This is a genomic window from Pseudomonas sp. GW821-FHT01C01, from assembly GCF_059422645.1.
In genome coordinates this window covers 138,918-163,366 of sequence record NZ_JBWKXF010000003.1, presented here as the reverse complement: position 1 = coordinate 163,366, position 24,449 = coordinate 138,918, and the positions used below count along the sequence as shown (strand labels likewise).

Sequence of the window (24,449 nt, the reverse complement as noted above, 5' to 3'; positions counted from 1 at the left end):
CAAGCCAGCTCCTACAGGTGCATGTGATCCCTGTAGGAGCTGGCTTGCCAGCGAAGAATGCGGCTCGGTTTAAAGAGGAAGCGGGGGGGGTTAGAAATCCCGCTTGTAGAAGATGTCCAGCGAACTGGCGACGCCGCCAGCGGCTTCGAGGTAAACCTTTTTGCTCAGCTTGTAGCGCAAGGCAATGGTGTTGGCCGGCTCGAACACGCCAACGCCATAGCGCAGGCTGAGCTTCTCGGACAGGTTGCCGCTGGCCACCACGCTGGTGGTGTTGCCGCTGCCCTGGGTGTCGAGCTGGAAGTCCTGGATCCCCAGGTTCTTGGCCAGACCGCTGGTGACCCCGGAGCTGCCCATCAAGCCCAGACCGAGGGCTGCTTGGGCGAGCATGTTGTTGTCTTCGCCATTGCTGCTCAGCGGACGCCCGAGCACCAGATAGGACAGGGCTTGCTCCTGGCTCATGGCCGGTTCGGAGAAGATCTGCGTGGTCGGCTGCTCGGCGCTGCCGCTCAGGCGGATGCCGGCGATGATGTCATCCGTCTTGCGAATGGCTTCGATGTCCAGGTACGGCTGATCGATGGGACCGGCAAACAGCAAGCGCGCCCGGCGCACCGAAAGCCGCTGGCCGTAGGCGCGATATCGCCCGTCGTTGAGCCACAGCTCGCCGCGGGTGTCCATGTTGTCGCCGACGTGCACATGCCCCTGCACATTCGCGGTCAGGCCAAACCCGGCGAAGCTCAGCTTGTCCTCGCCGACCACCACTTCGATGTCCATCTTCATCGCCAGCGGTGGCTTGCCCTCCTCGGTCTGCTGACCGACGATCACCGTGTCATCGGAGACCTTGACTGTCGACGGAGGCAACTCACGAATGGTGATTTCGCCCTTGGGCACCAGCACTTTACCGGCGATGGCCAACTCGTCGCCCTTCATCGAGATTTTCAGGTCCGGTGCGACTTCCAGCTTGGCGTAAGGCTCAACGGTGACCGGCAACTGCGAACCCTTGAGTGCCAGGTCCACCACCAGCGCCTGTCCCCAGGCGATGTTGCCGTTCAAGCGGCCCTGCCCGGCCTTGCCGCTGTTCCAGCCGCCGTTCAGTTGTACGCTTTCACCGGCGATGAGCGCTTGAAGGTGCAGGTTTTGCAGCTCCATCGGCAGTTCCGGTCCAGAGATCACGCCATCGCTGAGTTGCAGGCTGCCATTGACCTGCGGTGCCAATAGACCGCCAGCGATCGTACCGCTGCCATTCAAGCGACCGCTCAGCTTCTCGACCATCGGCACGAATGGCCGCGCCACCGACAGGTCCAGCCCGCTCAAGCGGAATGAGCCGCTCAACGGTTTGTTCTTCGGCAACGGATTGAGCTGCGCCTGGACCATCAGTTCGCCGAGTTTGCCACCGACGAAGTTGAGCTCGGTGTCGATGCGTTTGGGCGTGAGCTTGCTGGTGAGTTTCAGGGTCTGGTACGGGAAGTCCAGCCACTGGTCTTTTTCCTTGATGCGCAACGTGCCGCCGCCGGCATCGACGCTGATCTGGCCGTTCGGGCCACTGGCCGGCAGGTCCAGTTGCAGGTCGGCATTAAGGCGGCCCTGCCAGGCAAAATCCTTCGGCAACCATTGGGCGAGGCTGTCGATCGGGAATTGCTTGAGGTGATAACGCAGCTTCGGCTCGGGCATCAGGCGCGAATCTTCGCCGCACAGGCTGGCCTGGCCGGATGCCCAGCAATGGGCGCCAAAGTTGATTTTGCCGTCCGCCAGGCGTTCGAGTTTCGCCGGCCCTTGCAGCTTCCAGTCCTGGCCACCGGCCTGGATATCACCGCTGGCCAGGCGTCCGCGCCAGTTGCCTTGGTCCAGCGCACCGTCCAGCCCAAGCGCGAGTTTCAGCTGCGGTCCTTGCAGGTCGAGGTTCAGCTTCTGGTTTTTTATGTCGCCCTGGCCGCTGGCGGTCAGCGCTCCCAGTGAAGTGTCGCCCGCCCGGATGCCGCTGCCCTTGAGGTCGATTTTTGCTCGTTGTGCGCTGTCCAGGGTGGCGTCCAGGTTCAGGCTTTGCAGGCGATTGTCCTGGAAGGCCAGTTGCGAACCTTGCAGGTCAAGCTTGCCTTGCGGCGCCTTGAGCGTGCCGGCGACATCCACGCGGCCATTGAGCTGGCCGCGCAGTTGTGGCCAGAGCTGGGCCAGGCGCGGCAGCTTGAGATCGATCTGCCCAACGAGTTTTTGTTGCAGGCTACCTTTGCCGCTGATGCTGTTGTCGCCGAGGCGAACTTGCAGGGCATTGAGGTTCCATCGCTCGCCGCTGCCATCGGCCTTGGCCTGGATCACTGCCGGTTGACCGCGCAGTTTGCCTTTGAGGTCCAGGTCGGCATTGAGGCTGAGCGTTTCGTTCTTCATCTCGCCCTGGCTGCGCAGCGGGCCGGCCAGCGTACCCGGCAGCTCCGCGACCCAGTACGCCGGGTTGATTGCCGACAAGTCCAGCGCAGTGTCCCAGGCAATGCCGTCGGCGAATTGCAGGTTCAGGTGCCCTTCGGCCTTGCCCTGCCCGGCCTGGAGTTGAATCTGTTGCAGGTAGATTTTCGTCAGGTCGCCAGCGAAAGGGCTGGCCAGGGTGAAGGCGCCGGCCGGACCATCCATGGCCGCATCGAAGTGACCGAGATATTTACCGTCGGTGTAGGAGACTTCGCCGGTGAAGGTGCGAAGCGCTACTTGCGGTTCGTCGATGAGCGGATAGAGCCTGTGCCACGGGAAATCCAGCCAGTCGATTTTCGCCTCGGCGCTCAGGCCTTTGCTCCAGTCCACCAGCCCGGTGAGCTTGAGGCTTTGCTTGTCGTTGGCGATCAGGTCCAGCGCGGCGATCTGCGCGCCCTTGGCATCGACCTTGCCTTGCAGTGCCAAGGCGACGGGCCCTTGCTCGGCGGGCAACGTGGCCTGGCCGAACAGCGCGTAGCCGTTCTTCAAGTCGCCAGCGCCGGTGAGCTCCAGTTGATTGAGTTGCAGGGTGTCCGGCAGATCGGCACTGGGCTTGAAGCCATCAGCGGTGATCCGCACTTTGGCTGGCAGGTTTTCCACCAGCGGTTGCAGTTCGCCGGTCAGTTGCCCGTTGAGGTAACCGCTGCTGTCGGCCTTCAGGTTCAGGGTTTTCAGCAGGTCGCCGTCGATCTTCAACGCCAGCGCCAAGGGTTCAGGCGTCGACAACAGGGTCAGCTTACCTTCGGCGCTGAGCGGCCAGTTGCCGCTCGGTTGCAACAGGCCGGACAGATTCAGGCTCAGGTCATCGCGCTGTAACGATACCGCGTCGATCTTCAAACCGACCGCCGTCCAGTGCGCCGCCAGTTGCAGCCCCTTGAGTTCTTCGCTGCCGTTGAACAGCAGGCGACCGACCTTGATCTGCCCCAGCTCGATGGCCAACGGTAACTTGAGCTCCGGGAGCGTTATCGGACCGCTGTCTGGCTCATCGGTACCCGGCGGGAACGTCAGGCTGACCTGATCGGCCTGCAATTGCTCGATGCACAAGGTCATGCGGGTCAGGCACAACGGCGACCAGGCGAAAATCACCTTGTTCAGTTCAACCCGGCTGGTGTCCTGCTGCCACAACACCCGGTCGGCACTCCACTGCCCGCCCAGCCGGCCCTGGAAGTTTTCCAGGTTCAAACCCGGCACAAACCCCAACGCCCAGCGGCTGCCCGTCGCCGTACCCAGCACCGTGGCCAGCGTCAGGACCACCAGCATCAACAGCGCCAGAATCGCCAACAGCGTTACTTTCAAACCACGCTTCACAGCTCGGGCCCCATGGAAAAGTGCAGTCGAATGCCGCCATCGTCGTCCAGCGCATGGGCCAGGTCGAGGCGGATCGGCCCCACCGGCGATACCCAGCGCAGGCCGATACCAACGCCGGTCTTGAGGTTCGGCAGTTCGAGTGTATTGAAGGAGTTGCCCTGGTCGACAAAGGTCGCGATCCGCCATTTTTCGGCGATGGAATACTGATACTCCGCGCTGGCGGCGACCATGTAGCGGCCACCGATGCGGTCACCGTCGGAGTTTTCCGGGGACAGGCTCTGATAGTCGTAACCGCGCACGCTCTGATCGCCACCGGCGAAGAAGCGCAACGATGGCGGCACCGATTTGAAGCCGTTGGTGGCGCTGCCGCCGACCTGCACGCGCCCGAGGAAACGGTGGTTGTCGAACACCGTGGTCAGGCCTTTGACCAATGCCGTGCCGTAGACCAGATTGCTGTCGGAACCCAAACCTTCCTTGGCCACTTTGGATTCGAATTGCAGCCGATAGCCGTTATGCGGGTCGATGCGGTTGTCGCTTTTGAGGTACGAGTAGTTCACACCGGGCATCAGCAGATTACTGAGTCCCGAGTCGTCGCCGAGCTGATAATCCTCGCGCTGCCACTTGAGCGACACCACCCGCTGCCAGCCGCTGGGCAACTTGCTGTGCCATTCGGGGCCTAGGGTCAGCAACTTGCTGTGGGTGTCGGTGCCGGCGATGTCTTCATTCTGATAGCCGCCGGCAAAACGCAGTTTGTCGGTCAGCGGCGGATCCAGCGGAATGTCGTAGAACAGCCCGACGTTTTGCCGAGGCGCCGAGACTTCGGTCTCCCAGCCGTAACTGTGCCCTTGCGCGTTGACCCAGTGGCGGGTCCAGTTGGCCTTGGCCCGTGGGCCGACGTCGGTGGAGAAACCCAGACCCAGGCCCATGGTCCGGGGCTTGCGGGTGTCGAGTTTGACGTCCACCGGGATCGCATTCTCTTTGGACGCCGCGGGCGCCGCGTCCACCCGCACGCCTTCGAAGTAACCACTGGATTGCAGGTTCTGATTGAGTTCGGCGATCAATTCCGAGTCGTACGGCGTACCGGCCTTGAATGGCACCATGCGTTGCAGCAACTCGTCATCGAACGGCGTATCGCCCTCGAAACTGACCTTGCCCAAGGTATAACGCGGACCACTTTCATAGATCAGCTCGATATCGGCGACGCCGGCACGCGGGTCGACCGACAATTTTGAACGGGTGAAATGGCCGCTGAAAAAGCCATATCGCGAGGCCTGATTCTGGATCAGGCGCTTGGCGTCCTCGTAATGACCATGATTGAGCACGGCGCCGGACTTGAGCGCATCGCTTTTGGGGACTCGAAAGGATTTGAGGGAGGCGGCCGGGCCGTCGACCCGCACCGTGACATTGCGCAAATGCACCGGCTCACCGGGGTCGACCGTCAGCACCAGGCGCGGGTCCTTGCCGCCCTTCACCTCGCTATCGATGTGCGGCTGGTAATAACCCAAGGCCTGGGCGGCCTTGCGCGCCTGTTCTTCGGCGCCACGGCTGAAGCGCAGCAAGGCTTCTTCGTCACGATCGCCGAGGCTGCCGATATAGCCCTCTATATTGGCCTTCAGCTCATCATTGGACGGTTTGATCCGTACATCCAATTCACTTTGTGCCAGCGCTGTGCAGCTGGTCATCAGCATCAGCACACCGCTGGTAATTCTTCCTGGAAACTTCATAGGCGCGGATGCTATCACGAGCTTGAGAGCGTGATAGAGCCTGGCACGCAAGGAAAGTTCGCCATTCAGGCCGTTGCGGTGTGCAACACCTGGGGATTGGGGTGAAAAAACACGTGCTCGCGAATCGGTCCTACGGCGACCTCACCAATTTCCTCGTAGCCCTGACGCTTGTAGAACTCCAGATAACGCGGATTCCCGGTGTCGAGGATCACACCCTGTGAGTTTTCATCCACGGCGCACCAGTTGTGCACGGCCTGCAACAATTGCTCGCCGAAGTGTTTGCCCTGGAACTGCGGATGAACCCCCAGCAACGGCAGGACGTGCACCGAGTCGTTCGGCACGCAGCCCTCCACGGCAGCATGATATTCAAGGTAGCGACGGGTGCAGCGAAACCCCGTACTGAGCACCATGCGCAGGCGCCAGGCCCAACTTTCGGTAACGCCAAGACGACGTTGCGGCGGTGCGATCAGGGCGATGCCGATCAGACGGTCGTTGACCAGCAGGCCGATGGCCGGCAAGTCCTGGAGAAAATGCTGGGTCACCAGTTCACGCACGGTGGCGCGAACCCGCTGTTCGTAACCGGGGCGTTCGGCTTCGAACAAATAGCCGAAGGTCGGCTCGTGTCGATAAGCCTGGTACAACAACGAACGCGCTTCGCGGGCGTAGCCGCTGTCGAGCATGTGAATATCGGCGATGGCGGTCGAGGTTTCGGGCATGACGGTTGATCTCCCCGGCACAGCTCGGGTGGCTGCGCTCTTGTTGTTACGAGCTGATCGGCACTGACACAATTCCTTACAGATCCGAAATGAGTGTAGGCAATGAAATCGCCTTCGCGAGCAAGCCCACTCCCACAAAAGCAAAGGCAGGCTCATAACCTGTGGGAGCGGGCTTGCTCGCGAAGAGGCCATCACTGCCCACACAAGGCTGACTGGCAAAATCGAATCCTCTCACCCCACACTGGCCCGATTCCCACATGTCAGCTAGCATCGCCCTTTTGCCAGGACTGCCGACCATGAAGATCGTCTCCTTCAACATCAACGGGCTGCGCGCTCGTCCCCATCAGCTGGCGGCGCTGATCGAAAAGCACCAGCCCGATGTGATCGGCTTGCAGGAAACCAAGGTCCACGATGAGCAATTCCCGTTGGCCGAGGTTCAGGCCCTGGGTTATCACGTGTATTTCCATGGGCAAAAGGGTCATTACGGCGTCGCCCTGCTGTCGCGCAAGGAGCCGTTGGCCCTGCACAAGGGTTTCGCCACCGACGAAGAAGATGCCCAGCGGCGTTTCATCTGGGGCACCTTCGCCGACGCCAACGGCGTGCCGGTGACCATCATGAACGGCTATTTTCCACAAGGCGAAAGCCGCGACCACCCGACCAAATTCCCGGCCAAGGAACGCTTCTACAGCGATTTGCAGCAACTGCTGGAAAGCCAATTCAAGAACGATCAGCCGCTGGTGGTGATGGGCGATGTGAACATTTCCCCCGAAGACTGCGACATCGGTATCGGCCCGGACAACATGAAGCGCTGGCTGAAGACCGGTAAATGCAGCTTCCTGCCGGAGGAACGCGAGTGGATGGCGCGCCTGAAGAACTGGGGCCTGGTGGACAGTTTCCGCCACCTGAACCCGGACGTCACCGACACCTTCAGCTGGTTCGACTACCGCAGCCGTGGTTTCGAAGACGAACCCAAGCGTGGCCTGCGCATCGACCTGATCCTCGCCTCCAACGGCTTGCTGCCGCGGGTGAAGGCCGCCGGTGTGGACTACGAACTGCGCGGCATGGAAAAACCTTCGGACCATGCGCCGATCTGGCTTGAGTTGAGCTGATCCCGAGACGTACGCAACACCAATGTGGGAGCGGGCTTGCTCGCGAAAGCGGTGTTTCAGTCAATACATGTGTCGACTGATCCGACGCTTTCGCGAGCAAGCCCGCTCCCGCATCAGAAAGTGTCATTTTTCGGAAACCTTACTGACTTAATCTCCCGACACCTCCTTTGGCTATGTAAGGTGCCGGCATGATGCTGCGCGTGCTGTTCCTGTTGATGCTGTGCTTGGGCTTGCCGCAGATGGCTTCGGCCGGTGGATTACCGACACCCGAACACGGCCCGGTGCTGCGCATTCAGGGCTCCAACACCATCGGCGCGGCATTGGGACCGGCGCTGGTCGAGGGCCTGCTGAGCGAACAGGGTCTGCGCAGGATTCACCGCGAAACACTGGATACCGCCAACGAACTGCGCATTGTCGGTGAAACCGTTCAGGGTCGTCGGGTCGTGGTGGAGGTGGCAGCCCATGGTTCCAGCACCGGTTTCACTGCGCTCAAAGCCGCCAGCGCCGATCTTGTCGCCTCGTCGCGCCCGATCAAGGACAGCGAACTGGCCAGCCTGCAATCCCTCGGAGACCTGAAAAGCCCAGGCGCCGAACAGGTCATCGCCATCGATGGCCTGGCGATCATCCTTCACCCGGACAATCCGCTGAACCAACTCGACACCGTGCAACTGGCGCGCATTTTCAGTGGCGAAGTAAAAACCTGGGAAGACATCGGTGGCCGTGGAGGACCGATTCATCTGTATGCGCGGGATGATCAGTCCGGGACCTACGACACCTTCAAGGAACTGGTCCTCAGTGGTCGTGGGAAAACCCTCGGCAGCACGGCGAAACGCTTCGAGTCCAGCGAACAACTGTCCGATGCGGTCAGCGCAGACCCGCAAGGCATCGGTTTCATCGGTTTGCCCTACGTGCGCCAGGCCAAGGCCGTGGCCATTGTCGACGGTCAATCGCAAGCCATGCTGCCGCTCAACAGCCTGATTGCCACGGAAGACTATCCGCTGTCCCGTCGATTGTTCTTCTACCTGCCGCCCAACGGGAAAAATCCCTGGGCCGATGCCCTGGTGGCCTTTGCCCAAAGCGCTAACGGCCAGGCCATTGTGGCTGCCAACGGCTTTATTGCCCAAACCGTCCAGGCCATGGCCGTTGCCCCCAATGCGTTGATGCCCGAGGGTTATCAGGCGCTGAGTCGACATGCTCAACGGCTGTCGGTGAACTTCCGCTTCGAGGAAGGCAGCGCCAGCCTGGACAACAAGGCCCGACAAGACCTGTGGCGGGTGCTCGACTATATAAAGCAGCACGGCAAAACCGAAGGACAGGTCTCGCTGGTGGGGTTTGGCGATGCCAAGAGTGACCCGGCGCGCGCCGACCTGTTGTCGAAATTGCGAGCCATGGCAGTGCGGCGGGAGTTGGTGAAGAGCGGCGTGGTGTTTCGCGAGATTCACGGGTTTGGCGCCGAAATGCCGGTGGCAGCCAATAGCGCCGATGAGGGGCGGATCAAAAATCGGCGGGTTGAGGTTTGGGTGTATTGAAGCTGATGTTGCTGCACTGGATGGAATGACGCCTTCGCGAGCAAGCCCGCTCCCACAGGGATCACACTGAACCTGTGGGAGCGGGCTTGCTCGCGAATGGCAGGCGCCGCGGTCTTACTGCCCGCTGCGCATCATCTCTTTCGGCACATATTTGCCGATTTCGAATTTGCCGATCGCCGCGCGGTGCACTTCGTCCGGGCCGTCGGCCAGGCGCAGGGTGCGCTGCATCGCGTACATGTAGGCCAGCGGGAAATCGTTGGAAACCCCTGCCCCGCCATGGATCTGGATCGCCCGATCGATCACTCGCAACGCAACGTTTGGCGCGACGACCTTGATCTGCGCGATCTCGCTACGGGCCACTTTGTTGCCGACCGTGTCCATCATGTACGCCGCCTTCAGTGTCAGCAGGCGCGCCATGTCGATCTCCATCCGCGAGTCGGCGATCTTGTCGACGTTGCCGCCCAGCCGTGCCAGGGGCTTGCCGAATGCCGTACGGCTCACCGAGCGCTTGCACATCAGTTCCAACGCACGCTCGGCCATGCCGATCGAACGCATGCAGTGGTGAATCCGGCCCGGGCCAAGGCGACCTTGAGCGATTTCGAAGCCGCGTCCTTCGCCCAGCAGGACGTTTTCGTATGGTACCCGGACGTTTTCGAACAGCACTTCGGCGTGACCGTGAGGAGCGTCGTCATAGCCGAACACCGGCAGCGGACGCAGGATTTTTACCCCGGGGGTGTCCACCGGCACCAGAATCATCGAGTGCTGGGCGTGACGTGGCCCGTCCGGATCGCTCAGCCCCATGAAAACCAGGATTTTGCAGCGCGGGTCGCAAGCACCCGAGGTCCACCATTTCTTACCGTTGATCACCCACTCGTCGCCATCGCGTACCGCACGGGCGGCCATGTTGGTGGCGTCGGAGGACGCGACATCCGGTTCGGTCATGGCGAATGCCGAGCGAATCTCGCCGCGCAGCAACGGTTCGAGCCAGCGTTGTTTCTGCTCTTCGTTGGCGTAACGCACCAGCACTTCCATGTTGCCGGTGTCCGGTGCCGAGCAGTTGAACGGCTCGGGCCCCAGCAGTGAGCGGCCCATGATTTCCGCCAGCGGCGCGTATTCGAGGTTGGTCAGGCCGGCACCGAGCTCAGACTCAGGCAGAAACAAATTCCACAGCCCTTCAGCCTTGGCCTTGAGTTTGAGTTCTTCCATGATCGCGGTCGGTTGCCAGCGATCGCCCTCGGCGACCTGGCGCTCGAACACGGGTTCGGCGGGATAAACGTAGGTGTCCATGAACGCAGTCACGCGCTCACGCAGTTCCTGAACCTTGGGCGAATAAGCGAAATCCATGAGCAAGATACCTTCTTGGGGGAGGTTGTTTAGATCATGCAATCGATGCTAGAACAGCCATGAAAATTTACCTAGCCTATTCTCGGCGTGTATAAACATTCATCACCGATATATGATCGACTGATCGTCAAGGTCAGCCCGCCCACACAATAAGAGAGCCGCGTAATGAATCTGAGCAAGGTCGATCTCAACCTTTTCATCGTCTTCGACGCGATCTACACCGAAGCCAACCTGACCCGCGCCGGGCAGATTGTCGGCATCACCCAACCGGCGGTGTCGAACGCTCTGGCCCGGTTGCGCGAGACCTTCAACGATCCGCTGTTCGTACGCACTGCCCAGGGCATGGTGCCGACGCCCATGGCTCAGAACATCATCGGCCCAGTGCGCAACGCGCTGTCGCTGCTGCGCGTGTCGGTGCAGGAAAGCCGCATCTTCAACCCGCAGCAGGCGGTCAAGACCTACCGCATCAGCATGACCGACCTCACCGAAGCGGTGATCCTGCCGCCGCTGTTCCAGCGCCTGCGCCGCCTGGCGCCGACGGTGATCATCGAAAGTTTTCTGTCCAAACGCCGTGAAACCACCAAGGAACTGGCGGCCGGCCGCCTCGACTTTGCGGTCGATGCGCCGCTCAACACCGACCCGCAGGTGCGTCACGTCAAATTGATGGAAGACCGCTACGTGTGCGCCATGCGCAAGGGGCATCCGCTGGCAGGCAAAGAGAAACTCACGCTGGATGATTACCTGAGCCTGACCCACATCCATATTTCCAGCCGCCGCAGCGGCCTCGGTTATGTCGACCTGGCACTGGGCAAGATGGGCATCCAGCGCAAGATCGCCCTGCGTTCCCAGCATTACCTGATGGCCTCGCAGGTGTTGCAGCAGACAGACATGGTCATGACCGTGCCGGAACGCTTCGCCCGCCGCAACGACCTGCACGCCTTTTATCTGCCGGTCAACGATGTGCCGCCGGTGGAAACGCACCTTTACTGGCACGAAAGCACTGATCAGGACCCGGCGAACCGCTGGATGCGCGAGCAGATGATCGAGTTGTGCCAGCAGGTGACGGCGCAGGAGAAAAAGCTCGAGAAAGTGTAAGGGCGTTACACCGCGGTATCGTTCTTCGCGAGCAAGCCCGCTCCCACATTGGATCTTCAGTGGACACAATTCTTGTGCCCTGCACAGATCCCTGTGGGAGCGGACTTGCTCGCGAAGGGGCCAGCAAAAACACTGAAAGTTCGCGCCCCTTGACGTAAACGTCAACCTGCCATTAGCTTAGCGCCATGACCTTTTGCGAGCGCTTCCATGAGCAGCCAGACCTACAGCATTTCCGACCTCGCCCGCGAGCTCGACATCACCACCCGCGCCATTCGCTTTTATGAAGAGCAAGGCCTGCTCAGCCCCGAGCGTCGTGGCCAGGAACGCATTTACTCGCCCCGCGACAAGGTCAGCCTGAAGCTGATCCTGCGGGGCAAACGCATCGGTTTCTCGCTGGCTGAATGCCGCGAGCTGATCGAGCTCTACGACCCGTCCAGCGGTAACACCAAGCAACTGCACAGCATGCTGGCGAAAATCAGCGAGCGCCGTGAGCAACTTGAACAGCAGTTGCTGGACATCGAGCAGATGAAACTGGAACTGGATACTGCCGAAGAGCGCTGCGTGCAGGCGCTGGAGCAGACCCTCAAAAGCCAGGAATCGATTCAATAACCATACGAAGATCCACTGTGGGAGCGGGCTTGCTCGCGAAAGCGGTTTGTCATTCAACACTGATGTCGACTGACCTGGCGCCTTCGCGAGCAAGCCCGCTCCCACAGTAGATCACCGCTCACCCATCAATTCAGGTGAATCCCATGTCCCTCCCCACCCACGTACGCATTGTCGAAGTCGGCCCACGCGACGGTCTGCAGAATGAAGCCCAACCCATCAGTGTTAGCGACAAGGTGCAGCTGGTCGATGCACTGACCGCATCCGGGCTCGGCTATATAGAAGTCGGCAGTTTTGTTTCGCCCAAGTGGGTGCCGCAGATGGCCGGTTCAGCCGAGGTCTTCGCGCAGATACAGCGCAAACCGGGTGTGGTCTATGGTGCGCTGGCACCCAATCTGCGCGGTTTCGAAGATGCCCTCGCCGCCGGGGTCAAGGAAGTGGCCGTGTTCGCGGCGGCGTCCGAAGCGTTTTCCCAGCGCAACATCAATTGCTCGATCAGCGAAAGCCTGGAGCGTTTCGCACCAATCATGGAGGCCGCCAGACAACATGGGGTTACCGTGCGCGGGTACGTGTCGTGTGTGCTGGGATGCCCCTATGAAGGTAACGTCGCTGCGGAGCAGGTCGCCATGGTCGCCCGCGAGCTCTATGCCATGGGCTGCTATGAGATATCGCTGGGGGACACCATCGGTACCGGCACCGCTGGCGCAACTCGGAAAATGTTTGAAGTGGTATCAAAGGATGTGCCCCGGGAAAAACTCGCCGGGCACTTCCACGACACCTACGGCCAGGCTGTGGCCAACATCTACGCCAGCCTGCTGGAAGGCATCTCGGTGTTCGACAGCTCCATTGCCGGTCTCGGCGGCTGCCCCTATGCCAAGGGCGCCAGCGGTAACGTCGCGACCGAAGACGTGGTTTACCTGCTCAACGGCCTGGGCATCGATACCGGAATCGACCTCGACGCACTGATGCTCGCCGGACAGCAGATTTGCACCGTACTGGGTCGCCCTACCGGTTCCCGCGTGGCCAAGGCCCGCTGCACACCGTAAGTGCGCTGTGTGTGTCCAGGTGTTACCGCATGGACACAAACGTGGGCGCAAGCGAGTAACACGGAAACAAAATGTAGGGTTTTGCCTGAGGCGAAAAACCCTACAAAACTCCAAACCGTTGATTTTAAAGGCTTTTAAAAAGTTGGCACGGCTCCTGCTATCTCTATCGCACAACAAGAATAAAAAAATTGCAGCAAACCTAATAAAAACAAGACGTAACGACTCTGACATAACAAAAACAACACGGCAGAGACGCAGCTAACAGATTTTTTTGGAGAAGATGTGCTTTTCAGGGTGCTTTTCGGAGTTACCCGCAACCGGGCAGAGAACAATAAAACTACCTTCAGGTAGCTCCCGAACTGGTTGGATCGCTCAGCGAGAAAGTAGATCAGCGCTCAAAAAAATACGTTTGCTCTTGATCCCGGATGGGGATCACCAAAAACAGCAGTAAAGGGCAACGGTTGCCAAAAACAAAAACAGACCGCCCCTCAATAATAAAAAAAGAGCACGCGCAACGACAAATTAAAGGGGAGCTTCGGCTCCCCTTTGTGCTGTCTGGCGTTCTGGTTTTCCTCGATCAAAACTGTGGGAGCGGGCTTGCTCGCGAAGGCGGTGGATCAGCCAACCTCCATGTTGGATGTGCAACCGCCTTCGCTGGCAAGCCAGCTCCTACAGTTTCGCTTTGAGCTCCGCGATGCTTATCTCGCGCATGCGGAATTTCTGGATCTTGCCGGTCACGGTCATCGGAAACTCCTCGACGAACTTGAAGTAACGCGGCGTCTTGAAGTGCGCGATGCGCTCCTTGCACCAGGACTGCAACTCTTGCTCGGTGGCGCTGTGGCCGGGGTGGAACTTGATCCAGGCGACGATCTCTTCGCCATATCGCGAGCACGGGATACCGATCACCTGCACGTCGGCCACGGCTGGGTGGGTAAAGAAGAACTCCTCCAGCTCCCGCGGGTAAATATTCTCACCGCCACGGATGATCATGTCCTTGTTGCGCCCGGCAATGCACACGTAACCCTCATCATTCATGCTCGCCAGATCACCGGTGTGCATCCAGCCTGCCTGATCGATGGCTTCTGCCGTGCCTTCGGGGTTGTTCCAGTAACCGAGCATCACGCTGTAACCGCGGGTGCACAGCTCACCGATGGTGCCGCGCGGCACCAGGTTGCCCGCTTCGTCGATGATCTTGCTTTCAAGCTGCGGCTGAGTGCGGCCGACGGTGGTCACGCGCAGCTCCAGATCGTCTGCAGGACCGGTTTGCAACGACACCGGACTGGTTTCCGTCATGCCGTAGGCAATCTGCACTTCGCTCATGTGCATTTCGCTGATGACCCGGCGCATCACTTCGATAGGACAGGTTGCGCCTGCCATGATCCCGGTGCGCAGGGTCGACAGGTCGAACCCGGCACGTTGTGGTTGATCGAGCATGGCGATGAACATGGTCGGTACGCCGTACAGCGCCGTGGCTTTTTCTTGCGCCACGGCGCCGAGGGTCAGCAACGGATCGAATGCGTCGTTCGGGTAAATCATCGTGCTGCCATGGGTGATGCAGCCGAGGTTGCCCATGACCATGCCGAAGCAGTGATACAGCGGCACCGGGATCACCAGTCGATCGGCCGCCGTCAGCCCCAGGCTTTCGCCGACCATGTAACCGTTATTGAGAATGTTGTAGTGACTGAGGGTCGCGCCCTTGGGAAAACCGGTAGTACCGGAGGTGTACTGGATATTCACCGGCTGATCGAAATGCAGGCTGTCCTGGCGTTCATGCAATTGCCCGACCGTGACGCTGCCCGCCAGGTCGGCCAGTTGCGACCACGGCAGGAACCCCGATGGCGGCTGCGTATCCAGGCTGATGACGCCACGCAACTCCGGCAGCCGCTCGCTGTGCAACTGGCCGATGGATTGCTCGGCCAGCTCCGGCACCAGGCCTTGCAGCATCGCGTGATAGTTCGAAGTCTTGAAAGCCCCGGCACACACCAGCCATTGGCAACCGGATTGCTTCAACACGTATTCAAGTTCGGAACTGCGGTAGGCCGGATTGATGTTGACCAGGATCACGCCAATCTTCGCGGTGGCAATCTGGCTGATGCACCACTGCGCGCAGTTCGGCGCCCAGATGCCGAGGCGGTCCCCGGCCTGCAGCCCCAGTGCCAGCAGTGCTCTGGCGTGCAGGTCCGCAGCCTCGGCCAATTGCCGCCAGGTGTAACGCAGCTGTTGATGGCGCACCACCAGCGCCTCCCCGTCCGGGTACTGTGCGACCGTGTTGTCGAAAGCCTGGCCGATGGTCATCGCCAGCAAGGCTTTATCCTGGGAACCACGGGTGTAACTGCGTTGCGGGCTTGCACTGGGTTGATCCATGACGACCCCTATTGTCTTTATTTATGGGCTACCAGCGGTCTCTTGTGGGAGCGGGCTTGCTCGCGAAAGCGACGTATCAGACAACATGAATGTCGACTGACAGGACGCCTTCGCGAGCAAGCCCGCTCCCACAGAATGGGTCCGCGTTCTATCTTGAACTGGCTCTACTCTCGCTCAAGTTGACGTTAACGTAAAGGGTGATTGACAGCCATTCGTCACAGGCTTACGTTAACGTAAAGGTGAGAACCGAATCACGGCCCTCCCCACCCGACAAAAAAGCCAAAAGGTGACCCATGAGCTATCCATCCCTGAACTTTGCCCTCGGTGAAACCATCGACATGCTGCGCGATCAGGTTCAGTCCTTCGTCGCCAAAGAGATCGCCCCGCGCGCCGCTCAGATCGACATCGACAACCTGTTCCCCGCCGACCTGTGGCGCAAATTCGGCGACATGGGCCTGCTGGGCATCACCGTACCGGAAGAATACGGCGGCGCCGGCCTGGGTTACCTGGCCCACGTGGTGGCGATGGAAGAAATCAGCCGTGGCTCGGCCTCGGTGGCCCTGTCCTACGGCGCGCACTCCAACCTGTGCGTCAACCAGATCAACCGCAACGGCAACCACGAACAGAAATCCAAATACCTGCCGAAACTGATCAGTGGCGAACACATCGGCGCCCTGGCCATGAGCGAGCCGAATGCCGGTTCCGACGTGGTGTCGATGAAACTGCGCGCCGATAAACGCGGCGATCACTACGTGCTCAACGGCAGCAAAACCTGGATCACCAACGGTCCGGACGCCAACACCTACGTGATCTACGCCAAGACTGACCTGGAAAAAGGCCCGCACGGCATTACCGCCTTCATCGTCGAGCGCGACTGGAAAGGCTTCAGCCGCAGCAACAAATTCGACAAGCTCGGCATGCGCGGTTCGAACACCTGCGAGCTGTTTTTCGATGACGTCGAAGTGCCGGAAGAAAACATCCTCGGCGTGCTCAACGGTGGTGTGAAAGTGCTGATGAGCGGCCTCGACTACGAGCGCGTCGTGCTCTCCGGCGGCCCGACCGGGATCATGCAGGCGTGCATGGACCTGATCGTGCCGTACATCCATGACCGCAAGCAGTTCGGCCAGAGCATCGGCGAATTCCAGCTGATCCAGGGCAAAGTCGCCGACATGTACACCCAACTCAACGCCGGCCGTGCCTACCTTTATGCAGTCGCCCAAGCCTGCGAGCGCGGCGAAACCACGCGCAAGGACGCCGCCGGAGTGATCCTCTACACCGCCGAACGCGCCACTCAAATGGCCCTCGACGCGATCCAGATTCTCGGTGGCAACGGCTACATCAATGAATTCCCCGCCGGTCGTCTGCTGCGTGACGCCAAGCTGTACGAAATCGGCGCGGGCACCAGTGAGATCCGTCGCATGCTGATCGGTCGCGAACTGTTCAACGAAACCCGCTAAACGGAGCTGTCCATGGCTACCCTGCATACCCAGCTCAACCCCCGTTCAGCGGAGTTCGCGGCCAACAGCGCGGCGATGCTCAAACAAGTCGACGCCCTGCACACCCTGCTCGCCCAAGTGGCGCAGGGTGGCGGGCCGAAGGCTCAGGAACGCCACACCTCGCGAGGTAAATTGCTGCCTCGCGAGCGCATCAACTGTTTGCTGGATCCGGGCTCACCGTTTCTGGAAATCAGCCAACTGGCGGCTTACGCGGTGTATGGCGAGGATGTTCCGGCGGCTGGCGTGATTGCCGGAATCGGCCGTGTGGAAGGCGTCGAATGCATGATCGTCGCCAACGATGCCACCGTAAAAGGCGGATCGTACTACCCCCTGACCGTAAAAAAACACCTGCGTGCCCAGACCATCGCCCAGCAGAATCGCCTGCCGTGCATCTATCTGGTGGATTCGGGCGGTGCCAACCTGCCGCGTCAGGATGAAGTGTTTCCGGACCGCGAGCACTTCGGGCGGATCTTCTTCAACCAGGCCAACATGAGCGCCCTGGGCATCCCGCAAATCGCCGTGGTCATGGGCTCCTGCACGGCCGGTGGCGCTTATGTGCCGGCCATGGCCGACGAAGCGATCATGGTGCGCAATCAGGCAACCATTTTCCTCGCCGGTCCGCCGCTGGTGAAAGCCGCGACCGGTGAAGTCGTCAGCGCCGAAGACCTCGGCGGGGCCGATGTGCACTGCAAGATTTCCGGGGTGGCCGACCACTACGCCGAAAGTGACGAACACGCCCTGGCCCTGGCCCGCCGCAGCATCGCCAACCTCAACTGGCGCAAGCAAGGTGAGGTTCAGCAACGCACTCCGATCGCCTCGCTCTACAGCAGTGACGAGTTGTACGGCGTGGTCCCGGCCGACGCCAAGCAGCCGTTCGATGTCCGCGAAGTCATCGCGCGACTGGTGGACGGTTCGGTGTTCGATGAGTTCAAGGCGCTGTTCGGCACCACACTGGTGTGCGGTTTTGCCCACCTGCACGGTTACCCGATCGCGATCCTTGCCAACAACGGCATCCTGTTCGCCGAGGCTGCGCAGAAAGGCGCGCACTTTATCGAACTGGCTTGCCAGCGCGGCATCCCCCTGCTGTTCTTGCAGAACATCACCGGCTTCATGGTCGGCCAGAAGTACGAAGCCGGCGGCATCGCCAAGCACGGCGCGAAACTGGTGACGGCCGTGGCCTGCGCCAAGGTGCCGAAGTTCACCGTGATCATTGGCGGCAGTTTCGGCGCCGGTAACTACGGCATGTGCGGCCGCGCCTACGATCCGCGCTTTTTGTGGATGTGGCCGAATGCGCGCATTGGCGTGATGGGCGCCGAACAGGCTGCCGGCGTGCTGGTGCAGGTCAAGCGCGAACAGGCCGAACGCAGCGGTCAGGGTTTCAGCGCCGAGCAGGAAGCCGAGATCAAGCAACCGATCCTCGACCAGTACGAAGAACAGGGTCACCCCTACTATTCCAGCGCGCGTCTGTGGGACGACGGTGTCATCGACCCGGCCCAGACCCGCGACGTACTGGCCCTGGCCCTGTCCGCGTCGTTGAACGCGCCAATCGAACCGAGCCGCTTCGGCGTGTTCCGGATGTGATTTTTTGTTGTAGGAGCGAGCTTGCTCGCGATGGACGTTAACGATAACGCGTGTTTTCTGAAAAAACGCGCCGCCCTGTAGCCCATCGCGAGCAAGCTCGCTCCTACACAAGAGCCGTGGAGACGGACGAATATGAGCGACTTCAACACCCTCGAACTGCTGACCGATCCAAGGGGTTTTGCGACTCTCTGGCTCAGCCGTGAAGAAAAGAACAACGCTTTCAATGCCGAAATGATCCGCGAACTGATCCTCGCCCTCGACAAAGTCGCGAGCGATGCCAGCCTGCGATTTCTGATCGTGCGTGGGCGCGGCAAGCATTTCAGCGCCGGCGCCGACCTGGCCTGGATGCAGCAATCGGCCGAGCTTGATTACGCCACCAACCTCGATGACGCCCGGGAACTGGCGGAGTTGATGTATAACCTGGCCAAACTGAAAGTCCCGACGCTGGCAGTGGTGCAAGGCGCAGCCTTTGGTGGCGCACTGGGCCTGATCAGTTGCTGCGACATGGCCATCGGCACCGATGACGCGCAGTTCTGTCTGTCGGAAGTGCGCATCGGCCTGGCGCCGGCGGTAATCAGCCCGTTCGTGGTGCAAGCCATTGGCGAGCGCGCTGCACGTCGCTATGCCTTGACCGCTGAGCGCTTCGGCGGGCAACGGGCACGGGAAATCGGATTGTTGTCGGAGAGTTATGCGAGTGCCGAACTGGAACAGAAAGTCGAACAGTGGATCGACAATCTGCTGCTCAACAGCCCCGCCGCGATGCGCGTCAGCAAGGACTTGCTGCGTGAAGTCGGCGACGGCTCGTTGACCCCGGCACTGCGCCGCTACACCGAAAACGCCATCGCCCGCATCCGCGTCAGTCCTGAAGGCCAGGAAGGCTTGCGCGCCTTCCTGCAAAAACGTCCGCCGAACTGGCAAGCCGAAACCACCAAGGAGCCCCGTTGATGAGCGCACCTGTCCTCACTACCCTGCTGGTGGCCAACCGTGGCGAAATCGCTTGCCGGGTGATGCGCACCGCCAAGGCCCTGGGCCTGACCACCGTGGCCGTGCACAGCGCCACCGACCGTGACGCCCGACACAGCCGCGAAGCCGACATTCGTGTCGACCTCGGTGGCAGCAAAGCCGCCGACAGCTATCTGCAGATCGACAAACTGATTGCCGCTGCCAAAGCCAGCGGCGCCCAGGCGATTCACCCCGGCTACGGCTTTCTGTCGGAGAACGCCGGATTCGCCCGCGCCATCGAAAACGCCGGTCTGATTTTCCTCGGCCCACCCGCCTCGGCCATCGATGCCATGGGCAGCAAGTCCGCCGCCAAAGCCTTGATGGAAACCGCTGGCGTGCCGCTAGTGCCCGGTTATCACGGCGAAGCCCAGGACCTCGAAACCTTCCGCACCGCCTGCGAACGTATCGGCTACCCGGTGCTGCTCAAGGCCACCGCAGGTGGCGGCGGCAAAGGCATGAAAGTGGTCGAGGACGTCAGCCAACTGGCCGAAGCCCTGGCCTCGGCCCAGCGTGAAGCGCAATCGTCGTTCGGCGACTCGCGGATGCTGGTGGAGAAATACCTGCTCAAGCCACGCCACGTGGAAATCCAGGTGTTCGCCGACCAACACGGCAACTGCCTGTACCTCAACGAACGTGACTGCTCGATTCAGCGTCGTCACCAAAAAGTCGTCGAAGAAGCACCAGCGCCCGGCCTGAGCCCGGAGCTGCGGCGCGCCATGGGTGAAGCCGCCGTGCGTTCGGCGCAGGCCATCGGTTATGTCGGTGCCGGCACCGTGGAGTTTCTGCTGGATGCGCGGGGCGAGTTCTTCTTCATGGAGATGAACACCCGCCTGCAAGTCGAACACCCGGTCACCGAAGCCATTACCGGCCTCGATCTGGTGGCCTGGCAGATTCGCGTGGCCCGCGGCGAAGCACTGCCGATGACTCAGGATCAGGTGCCGCTGGTGGGACACGCGATTGAAGTGCGACTGTATGCCGAAGATCCGGGCAATGATTTCCTGCCGGCGACCGGTCGTCTCGAACTCTATCGCGAATCCGCCCAGGGGCCGGGGCGTCGAGTCGACAGCGGTGTTGAAGAAGGCGACGAGATCTCACCGTTCTACGACCCGATGCTCGGCAAATTGATTGCCTGGGGCGAGGACCGTGAACAGGCGCGTTTGCGCCTGCTGAGCATGCTCGACGAATTCGCCATCGGCGGGTTGAAGACCAACATCAATTTCCTGCGGCGCATCATCGGTCACCCGGCATTTGCCGCTGCCGAACTGGATACCGGCTTCATTCCGCGTTATCAGGAACAGTTGCTGCCAGCCCCCTCGGAACTCAGCGATGATTTCTGGCAAGCAGCCGCCCAGGCGTTTGCCCAGAGCCAGCCCCCTGCAACCCGCGCCGATGACCCGAGTTCGCCGTGGGCGGCGCCTAGTGGGCTGCGTGCTGGCTTGCCGAGGGAAATCACCCTTCACCTGAGTTGTGAAGGCCAGGACCGGGCGCTGACGCTGGGCGACATCAATGCCCACAGCGCTCGGTTCAAGGGCGAGCAACTGCTGACCGAGCACGCTGGCGTGCGCCGTCAACACCGTGCAATACGCCGTGGCGACCATGTGTATTTGCAGTGGGATGGCGAGTTGCATCGCATCGAGTCTTACGATCCGATCAGCGCCGTCGAGGCCAGCCACAGCCATCATGGCGGGCTGACCGCCCCTATGAACGGCAGCATCGTCCGCGTGTTGGTGGAGGCCGGACAATCGGTCGAAGCCGGGGCGCAATTGGTGGTACTGGAAGCGATGAAGATGGAACACAGCATCCGTGCGCCCCACGCCGGGGTGATCAAGGCGCTGTATTGCCAGGAAGGCGAGATGGTCAGCGAAGGCAGTGCACTGGTCGAACTGGAAGAAGCGTGAAATGAAGATCGGTCCTACGCGCTGCGAGGACCGATCTGATCAGAACCTGGCTGTTGCCTGAACCACCACGCCGATGATTCGGCACTCTTCGGTGTACAAGGCTTTCGGATACGTCGGATTGAGCGGGACCAGATAACGCTGCCCGCCCTCTTCGATGAACTTGCGGAACGTGGCTTCGGCGCTGTCCGGCCACTGGGCAATGACCAGCTTGCCAGGCACGGCTTCAACGGCCGGATCCACCAGGATCAACATGCCTTCCGGGATGCTGATGCCATTGGGTGCGGTCATCGCATCGCCTGCCACTCGCAACCAGAACGCCGGCCCCCGGGCGTGATAGTCGGACAATTCGAAATGCCCTTTCCCATACACCGCGACCTCGCCATCGCGCACTTCGGCAGGTTCACGCCAGTCACTGACCGGGTAGCGGAAGTACGGGTTGTACTTCTGTGCCAGGGGGATTTCGTCGTCCGTTGACGCCTGCGGTTCCCGGATCACCAGCGCCACTTCGAGAAACTCAAGACCCAGTGCCCGCAGGACACGGTTCATGTCTTCGATGCCGGGCTCACGACGTTTGTTGAGCCAGTGGCCAATGCCACCCTGGGACATCCCGAGGCGCTCGGCGAGTATCTCTTGAGTGATTTTGAGTTCACTCATCTTGGCCTTGACCAATTCAATCCATTTATCCATGTGCGGCACGATACGTGGGCGACTCCGGCCATCAAAACACAAATTGTAGTATTTAAATTATCGTCACAAATACACTTCGTACTAGGATCGATTCACGGATCTGAATCTAACACGGAGCTAGTCATCGCCATGAACATACCCCCCAACGACCTGCCGGACATGCAAATCGACACCACCCTCACCTCACCCCTGGACTCAGCGGCGGCACAACGCGCGCTGGATTATTACTTGAAACCAGCTGTTTCAGAGGAAGTGGTCGAGCCGCGTTTTTTTGATGTGAACCGCAACATCAAGGGCGAAGAGGCGCTGGTCCATGCTTCGGACCTGTTGCGCTGTGCTGCCGCCACCGCGTACGAGTCAGCCAATCACCTGCAAGGCGCAAGTCGCGACCTGGCGTTTTCGACGGTGCACATGATCGACATGGCCAGGGCGATGGTTGATCGATCGCTGGAAGGCTATGAAAACGGTTTGAGATGAGAACGCAAACGAGAGGACAGGAAAGAATTTTCCTATCGCGCAGGTAAAATCGTTTGACTTGCAAACGAGAATGATTACTATTGCATCAGCTGGTCGCGAGATCAGTCGATGGACCAGATGACCTTAGGTCGGTCTCCTGGACTATCTCCTCATCAGGCTAATCACGGTTTTTGACCCGGCTTTTTGCCGGGTCTTTTTTTGCCAGTTTTTCTGGCTTTGGCTTCAGGCTAATGAAGTCTTCAGGTGTCGCAAATTCGATGGCGCGGATGATATCAAAAGAATGCCAGTTGGCAAGAGAAGCCCGACATCATTGGTTCTGACCGACGACAAATAGCACTTGAGAATCAATCGCACACTCTCTAAGCTGCGACAGCGTCAAGGAGGACGCCCCCACCTCTGCACCCCGCAATTTCCCTCGGTTTCACCCCACTCTTGCGTGTAAAGTAGCCGCCATAAAAATCATATTCAGGACCCGATTATGAGCGTGGCTAAATCCTCTTTCGACATCAGTGCCAACTTCGACAGCGGCAACATCCAAGTCATCGACATCAGCGATCCGCTCAAACCTCTTCTGGCCATTCGCCCGGACACCCGCAGCGCCCATTTCCAGTGGTTCCACTTCAAGGCCAGCGGCTTGCACATTGGCCAGGAGCACTGGTTTCGCCTGAACAATGCCAGCCAATCCTCCTATAACAAGGCCTGGACCGGATATCAGGCAGTGGCGTCCTACGATCACGTCAACTGGTTCCGCGTACCCACCATTTTCGAAGGCGACTGCCTGCGTTTCAGCCTCGAAGCCGAGCAGACCCACGCCTGGTTCGCCTACTTCGAACCCTACAGCCGAGGCCGTCACGATTGGCTGATCGAACAGGCGCTGACCAAGGCCGGCACCGAACTGCTGACCACCGGCAAGAGCGTCGAAGGCCGCGACATCCAGTTGTTGCGCAAAGGCACCGGGGTCGAAGGCCGACGCAAGGTGTGGATGATTGCCCAGCAACATCCGGGCGAGCACATGGCCGAGTGGTTCATGGAAGGCGTGATCGAGCGCCTGGAAAAACACGACGACCCTGTGCTGAACAAACTGCTGGCCAGCGCCGACCTGTACCTGGTGCCAAACATGAACCCGGACGGCGCTTTCCACGGCCACCTGCGCACCAACGCCATGGGCCAGGACCTCAATCGTGCCTGGCAGAGCGCCAGCCAGGAAATCAGCCCGGAAGTGCTGTTCGTTCAGCAGCAGATGGAAAAGTACGGCGTCGACCTGTTCCTCGACATCCACGGTGATGAGGAAATTCCTCACGTGTTCACCGCCGGTTGCGAAGGTAATCCAGGCTATACACCACGGATCGAAAAGCTCGAAGAACACTTCCGCAGCCACCTGAAGCACACCACCAAAGACTTCCAGACCAAGTACGGCTACACCCGCGACGAACCGGGCCAGGCCAACATGACGCTGGCCTGCAACAGTGTTGGTCAGAAGTACGACTGCCTGTCGTTGACCCTGGAAATGCCCTTCAAGGACCACGACGACCATCCGAACGCGGAAACCGGTTGGTCGGGCAAGCGTTCGAAGCAACTGGGCAAGGATGTAATGACCACCATTGCGGATATGGTCGATACCCTGCGCTGATCCCCTCGTAAGCTGCATTTCGGTGCACAGGGCAGTGGATTGCTGACACTGCCCAGGCACTCAACTGTGGCGAGGGAGCTTGCTCCCGTTGGGCTGCAGAGCAGCCCCATACCCATTCAACGCGGTGCGTCAGACCTATCGCGTTTGACCGGTTTACGACTGCTGCGCAGTCGGACGGGAGCAAGCTCTCTCGCCACGGTTCCGAACAGACTTCAACCGCGATCCTTGCCCCGCAACATGCTGAACCGGTTGGTCGGGCAAGCGTTCGAAGCAACTGGGCAAGGATGTGCTGACCACCATTGCCGATATGGTCGATACCCTGCGCTGATCCCCTCGTAAGCTGCATTTCGGTGCACAGGGCAGTGGATTGCTGACACTGCCCA

At 60.3% G+C, this 24,449-nt stretch carries 17 protein-coding genes; 11 read left to right on the top strand and 6 right to left on the bottom strand.

Annotated features, from left to right (window positions below):
* Positions 1-90: 90 nt before the first annotated feature.
* The 3 genes from AC07XF_RS03345 to AC07XF_RS03335 all read right to left on the bottom strand — a co-directional run bounded on the left by AC07XF_RS03345 (position 91) and on the right by AC07XF_RS03335 (position 6,202).
* The gene (locus tag AC07XF_RS03345) at positions 91-3,762 is read right to left on the bottom strand and encodes a translocation/assembly module TamB domain-containing protein (RefSeq protein ID WP_495025394.1); all 3,672 of its coding nucleotides are present in this window, start codon (positions 3,760-3,762) and stop codon (positions 91-93) included.
* Entirely contained in the window at positions 3,759-5,486 is a 1,728-nt protein-coding gene (locus AC07XF_RS03340) for an autotransporter assembly complex protein TamA (protein ID WP_495025393.1), read from the bottom strand. The genes AC07XF_RS03345 and AC07XF_RS03340 overlap by 4 nt, the downstream gene beginning before the upstream one ends.
* A gap of 65 nt (positions 5,487-5,551) precedes the next feature.
* On the bottom strand, positions 5,552-6,202 hold the full coding sequence (locus AC07XF_RS03335; RefSeq protein WP_495025392.1) for a GNAT family N-acetyltransferase: 651 nt from the start codon (positions 6,200-6,202) through the stop codon (positions 5,552-5,554).
* A gap of 296 nt (positions 6,203-6,498) precedes the next feature.
* Between AC07XF_RS03335 and xthA the strand changes: the two genes are divergently transcribed.
* Together xthA and AC07XF_RS03325 are read left to right on the top strand one after the other, a co-directional pair.
* Positions 6,499-7,311 (top strand): exodeoxyribonuclease III, encoded by an 813-nt coding sequence (gene xthA, locus AC07XF_RS03330; RefSeq protein WP_495025391.1) that lies wholly within the window; start codon positions 6,499-6,501, stop codon positions 7,309-7,311.
* 188 nt (positions 7,312-7,499) lie between these two features.
* A complete protein-coding gene (locus tag AC07XF_RS03325) occupies positions 7,500-8,840 on the top strand; it encodes a substrate-binding domain-containing protein (RefSeq protein WP_495025390.1) in 1,341 nt (446 codons plus the stop codon).
* 114 nt (positions 8,841-8,954) lie between these two features.
* Here the strand turns inward: AC07XF_RS03325 and AC07XF_RS03320 are convergent, their stop codons facing one another.
* Positions 8,955-10,184: an acyl-CoA dehydrogenase gene (locus AC07XF_RS03320; protein ID WP_495025389.1), complete on the bottom strand. Its 1,230-nt coding sequence runs from the start codon at positions 10,182-10,184 to the stop codon at positions 8,955-8,957.
* 165 nt (positions 10,185-10,349) lie between these two features.
* On the opposite strand from AC07XF_RS03320, the gene AC07XF_RS03315 reads away from it, so the two are divergent.
* The 3 genes from AC07XF_RS03315 (at position 10,350) to AC07XF_RS03305 (ending at position 12,931) form a co-directional block, all read left to right on the top strand.
* Positions 10,350-11,279, top strand: coding sequence for a LysR family transcriptional regulator (locus tag AC07XF_RS03315; protein WP_007970503.1), 930 nt, complete (start codon positions 10,350-10,352; stop codon positions 11,277-11,279).
* A gap of 207 nt (positions 11,280-11,486) precedes the next feature.
* The gene (locus AC07XF_RS03310; protein WP_007980992.1) at positions 11,487-11,888 is read left to right on the top strand and encodes a MerR family transcriptional regulator; all 402 of its coding nucleotides are present in this window, start codon (positions 11,487-11,489) and stop codon (positions 11,886-11,888) included.
* A gap of 143 nt (positions 11,889-12,031) precedes the next feature.
* Positions 12,032-12,931, top strand: a complete 900-nt coding sequence (locus AC07XF_RS03305; RefSeq protein ID WP_495025388.1) for a hydroxymethylglutaryl-CoA lyase — start codon at positions 12,032-12,034, stop codon at positions 12,929-12,931.
* A gap of 669 nt (positions 12,932-13,600) precedes the next feature.
* Here AC07XF_RS03305 and AC07XF_RS03300 read toward each other — a convergent pair.
* Entirely contained in the window at positions 13,601-15,295 is a 1,695-nt protein-coding gene (locus AC07XF_RS03300) for an AMP-binding protein (RefSeq protein ID WP_495025387.1), read from the bottom strand.
* A 293-nt stretch (positions 15,296-15,588) separates the two neighbouring features.
* Here AC07XF_RS03300 and AC07XF_RS03295 point away from each other — a divergent pair, with 293 nt between their 5' ends.
* The 4 genes from AC07XF_RS03295 (at position 15,589) to AC07XF_RS03280 (ending at position 21,272) form a co-directional block, all read left to right on the top strand.
* Positions 15,589-16,752: an isovaleryl-CoA dehydrogenase gene (locus AC07XF_RS03295; RefSeq protein ID WP_495025386.1), complete on the top strand. Its 1,164-nt coding sequence runs from the start codon at positions 15,589-15,591 to the stop codon at positions 16,750-16,752.
* A 12-nt stretch (positions 16,753-16,764) separates the two neighbouring features.
* Positions 16,765-18,372, top strand: a complete 1,608-nt coding sequence (locus tag AC07XF_RS03290; protein WP_495025385.1) for a carboxyl transferase domain-containing protein — start codon at positions 16,765-16,767, stop codon at positions 18,370-18,372.
* Positions 18,373-18,504: 132 nt separating this feature from the next.
* Entirely contained in the window at positions 18,505-19,317 is an 813-nt protein-coding gene (locus AC07XF_RS03285) for a gamma-carboxygeranoyl-CoA hydratase (RefSeq protein ID WP_495025384.1), read from the top strand.
* The gene (locus AC07XF_RS03280; protein WP_495025383.1) at positions 19,317-21,272 is read left to right on the top strand and encodes an acetyl/propionyl/methylcrotonyl-CoA carboxylase subunit alpha; all 1,956 of its coding nucleotides are present in this window, start codon (positions 19,317-19,319) and stop codon (positions 21,270-21,272) included. Before AC07XF_RS03285 ends, AC07XF_RS03280 begins: the two co-directional genes overlap by 1 nt.
* A 39-nt stretch (positions 21,273-21,311) precedes the next feature.
* On the opposite strand, the gene AC07XF_RS03275 is transcribed toward AC07XF_RS03280, so the two are convergent.
* Positions 21,312-21,959, bottom strand: coding sequence for a LexA family protein (locus AC07XF_RS03275; protein WP_495025382.1), 648 nt, complete (start codon positions 21,957-21,959; stop codon positions 21,312-21,314).
* A gap of 129 nt (positions 21,960-22,088) precedes the next feature.
* On the opposite strand from AC07XF_RS03275, the gene AC07XF_RS03270 reads away from it, so the two are divergent.
* Entirely contained in the window at positions 22,089-22,436 is a 348-nt protein-coding gene (locus AC07XF_RS03270; protein WP_204932869.1) for a DUF6124 family protein, read from the top strand.
* A gap of 478 nt (positions 22,437-22,914) precedes the next feature.
* Positions 22,915-24,066 carry a M14 family metallopeptidase gene (locus tag AC07XF_RS03265; protein WP_495025381.1) on the top strand — a complete coding sequence of 384 codons (1,152 nt, stop codon included), beginning with the start codon at positions 22,915-22,917 and terminating at the stop codon, positions 24,064-24,066.
* The last annotated feature ends 383 nt before the right edge of the window (positions 24,067-24,449 follow it).

Bases quoted from the DNA above. Each gene is read 5' to 3' on its own strand.
- AC07XF_RS03340 (WP_495025393.1), bottom strand. From the start codon at position 5,486: ATGAAGTTTCCAGGAAGAATTACCAGCGGTGTGCTGATGCTGATGACC.
- AC07XF_RS03335 (WP_495025392.1), bottom strand. From the start codon at position 6,202: ATGCCCGAAACCTCGACCGCCATCGCCGATATTCACATGCTCGACAGC.
- xthA (WP_495025391.1), top strand. From the start codon at position 6,499: ATGAAGATCGTCTCCTTCAACATCAACGGGCTGCGCGCTCGTCCCCAT.
- AC07XF_RS03325 (WP_495025390.1), top strand. From the start codon at position 7,500: ATGATGCTGCGCGTGCTGTTCCTGTTGATGCTGTGCTTGGGCTTGCCG.
- AC07XF_RS03320 (WP_495025389.1), bottom strand. From the start codon at position 10,184: ATGGATTTCGCTTATTCGCCCAAGGTTCAGGAACTGCGTGAGCGCGTG.
- AC07XF_RS03315 (WP_007970503.1), top strand. From the start codon at position 10,350: ATGAATCTGAGCAAGGTCGATCTCAACCTTTTCATCGTCTTCGACGCG.
- AC07XF_RS03310 (WP_007980992.1), top strand. From the start codon at position 11,487: ATGAGCAGCCAGACCTACAGCATTTCCGACCTCGCCCGCGAGCTCGAC.
- AC07XF_RS03305 (WP_495025388.1), top strand. From the start codon at position 12,032: ATGTCCCTCCCCACCCACGTACGCATTGTCGAAGTCGGCCCACGCGAC.
- AC07XF_RS03300 (WP_495025387.1), bottom strand. From the start codon at position 15,295: ATGGATCAACCCAGTGCAAGCCCGCAACGCAGTTACACCCGTGGTTCC.
- AC07XF_RS03295 (WP_495025386.1), top strand. From the start codon at position 15,589: ATGAGCTATCCATCCCTGAACTTTGCCCTCGGTGAAACCATCGACATG.
- AC07XF_RS03290 (WP_495025385.1), top strand. From the start codon at position 16,765: ATGGCTACCCTGCATACCCAGCTCAACCCCCGTTCAGCGGAGTTCGCG.
- AC07XF_RS03285 (WP_495025384.1), top strand. From the start codon at position 18,505: ATGAGCGACTTCAACACCCTCGAACTGCTGACCGATCCAAGGGGTTTT.
- AC07XF_RS03280 (WP_495025383.1), top strand. From the start codon at position 19,317: ATGAGCGCACCTGTCCTCACTACCCTGCTGGTGGCCAACCGTGGCGAA.
- AC07XF_RS03275 (WP_495025382.1), bottom strand. From the start codon at position 21,959: ATGGATAAATGGATTGAATTGGTCAAGGCCAAGATGAGTGAACTCAAA.
- AC07XF_RS03270 (WP_204932869.1), top strand. From the start codon at position 22,089: ATGAACATACCCCCCAACGACCTGCCGGACATGCAAATCGACACCACC.
- AC07XF_RS03265 (WP_495025381.1), top strand. From the start codon at position 22,915: ATGAGCGTGGCTAAATCCTCTTTCGACATCAGTGCCAACTTCGACAGC.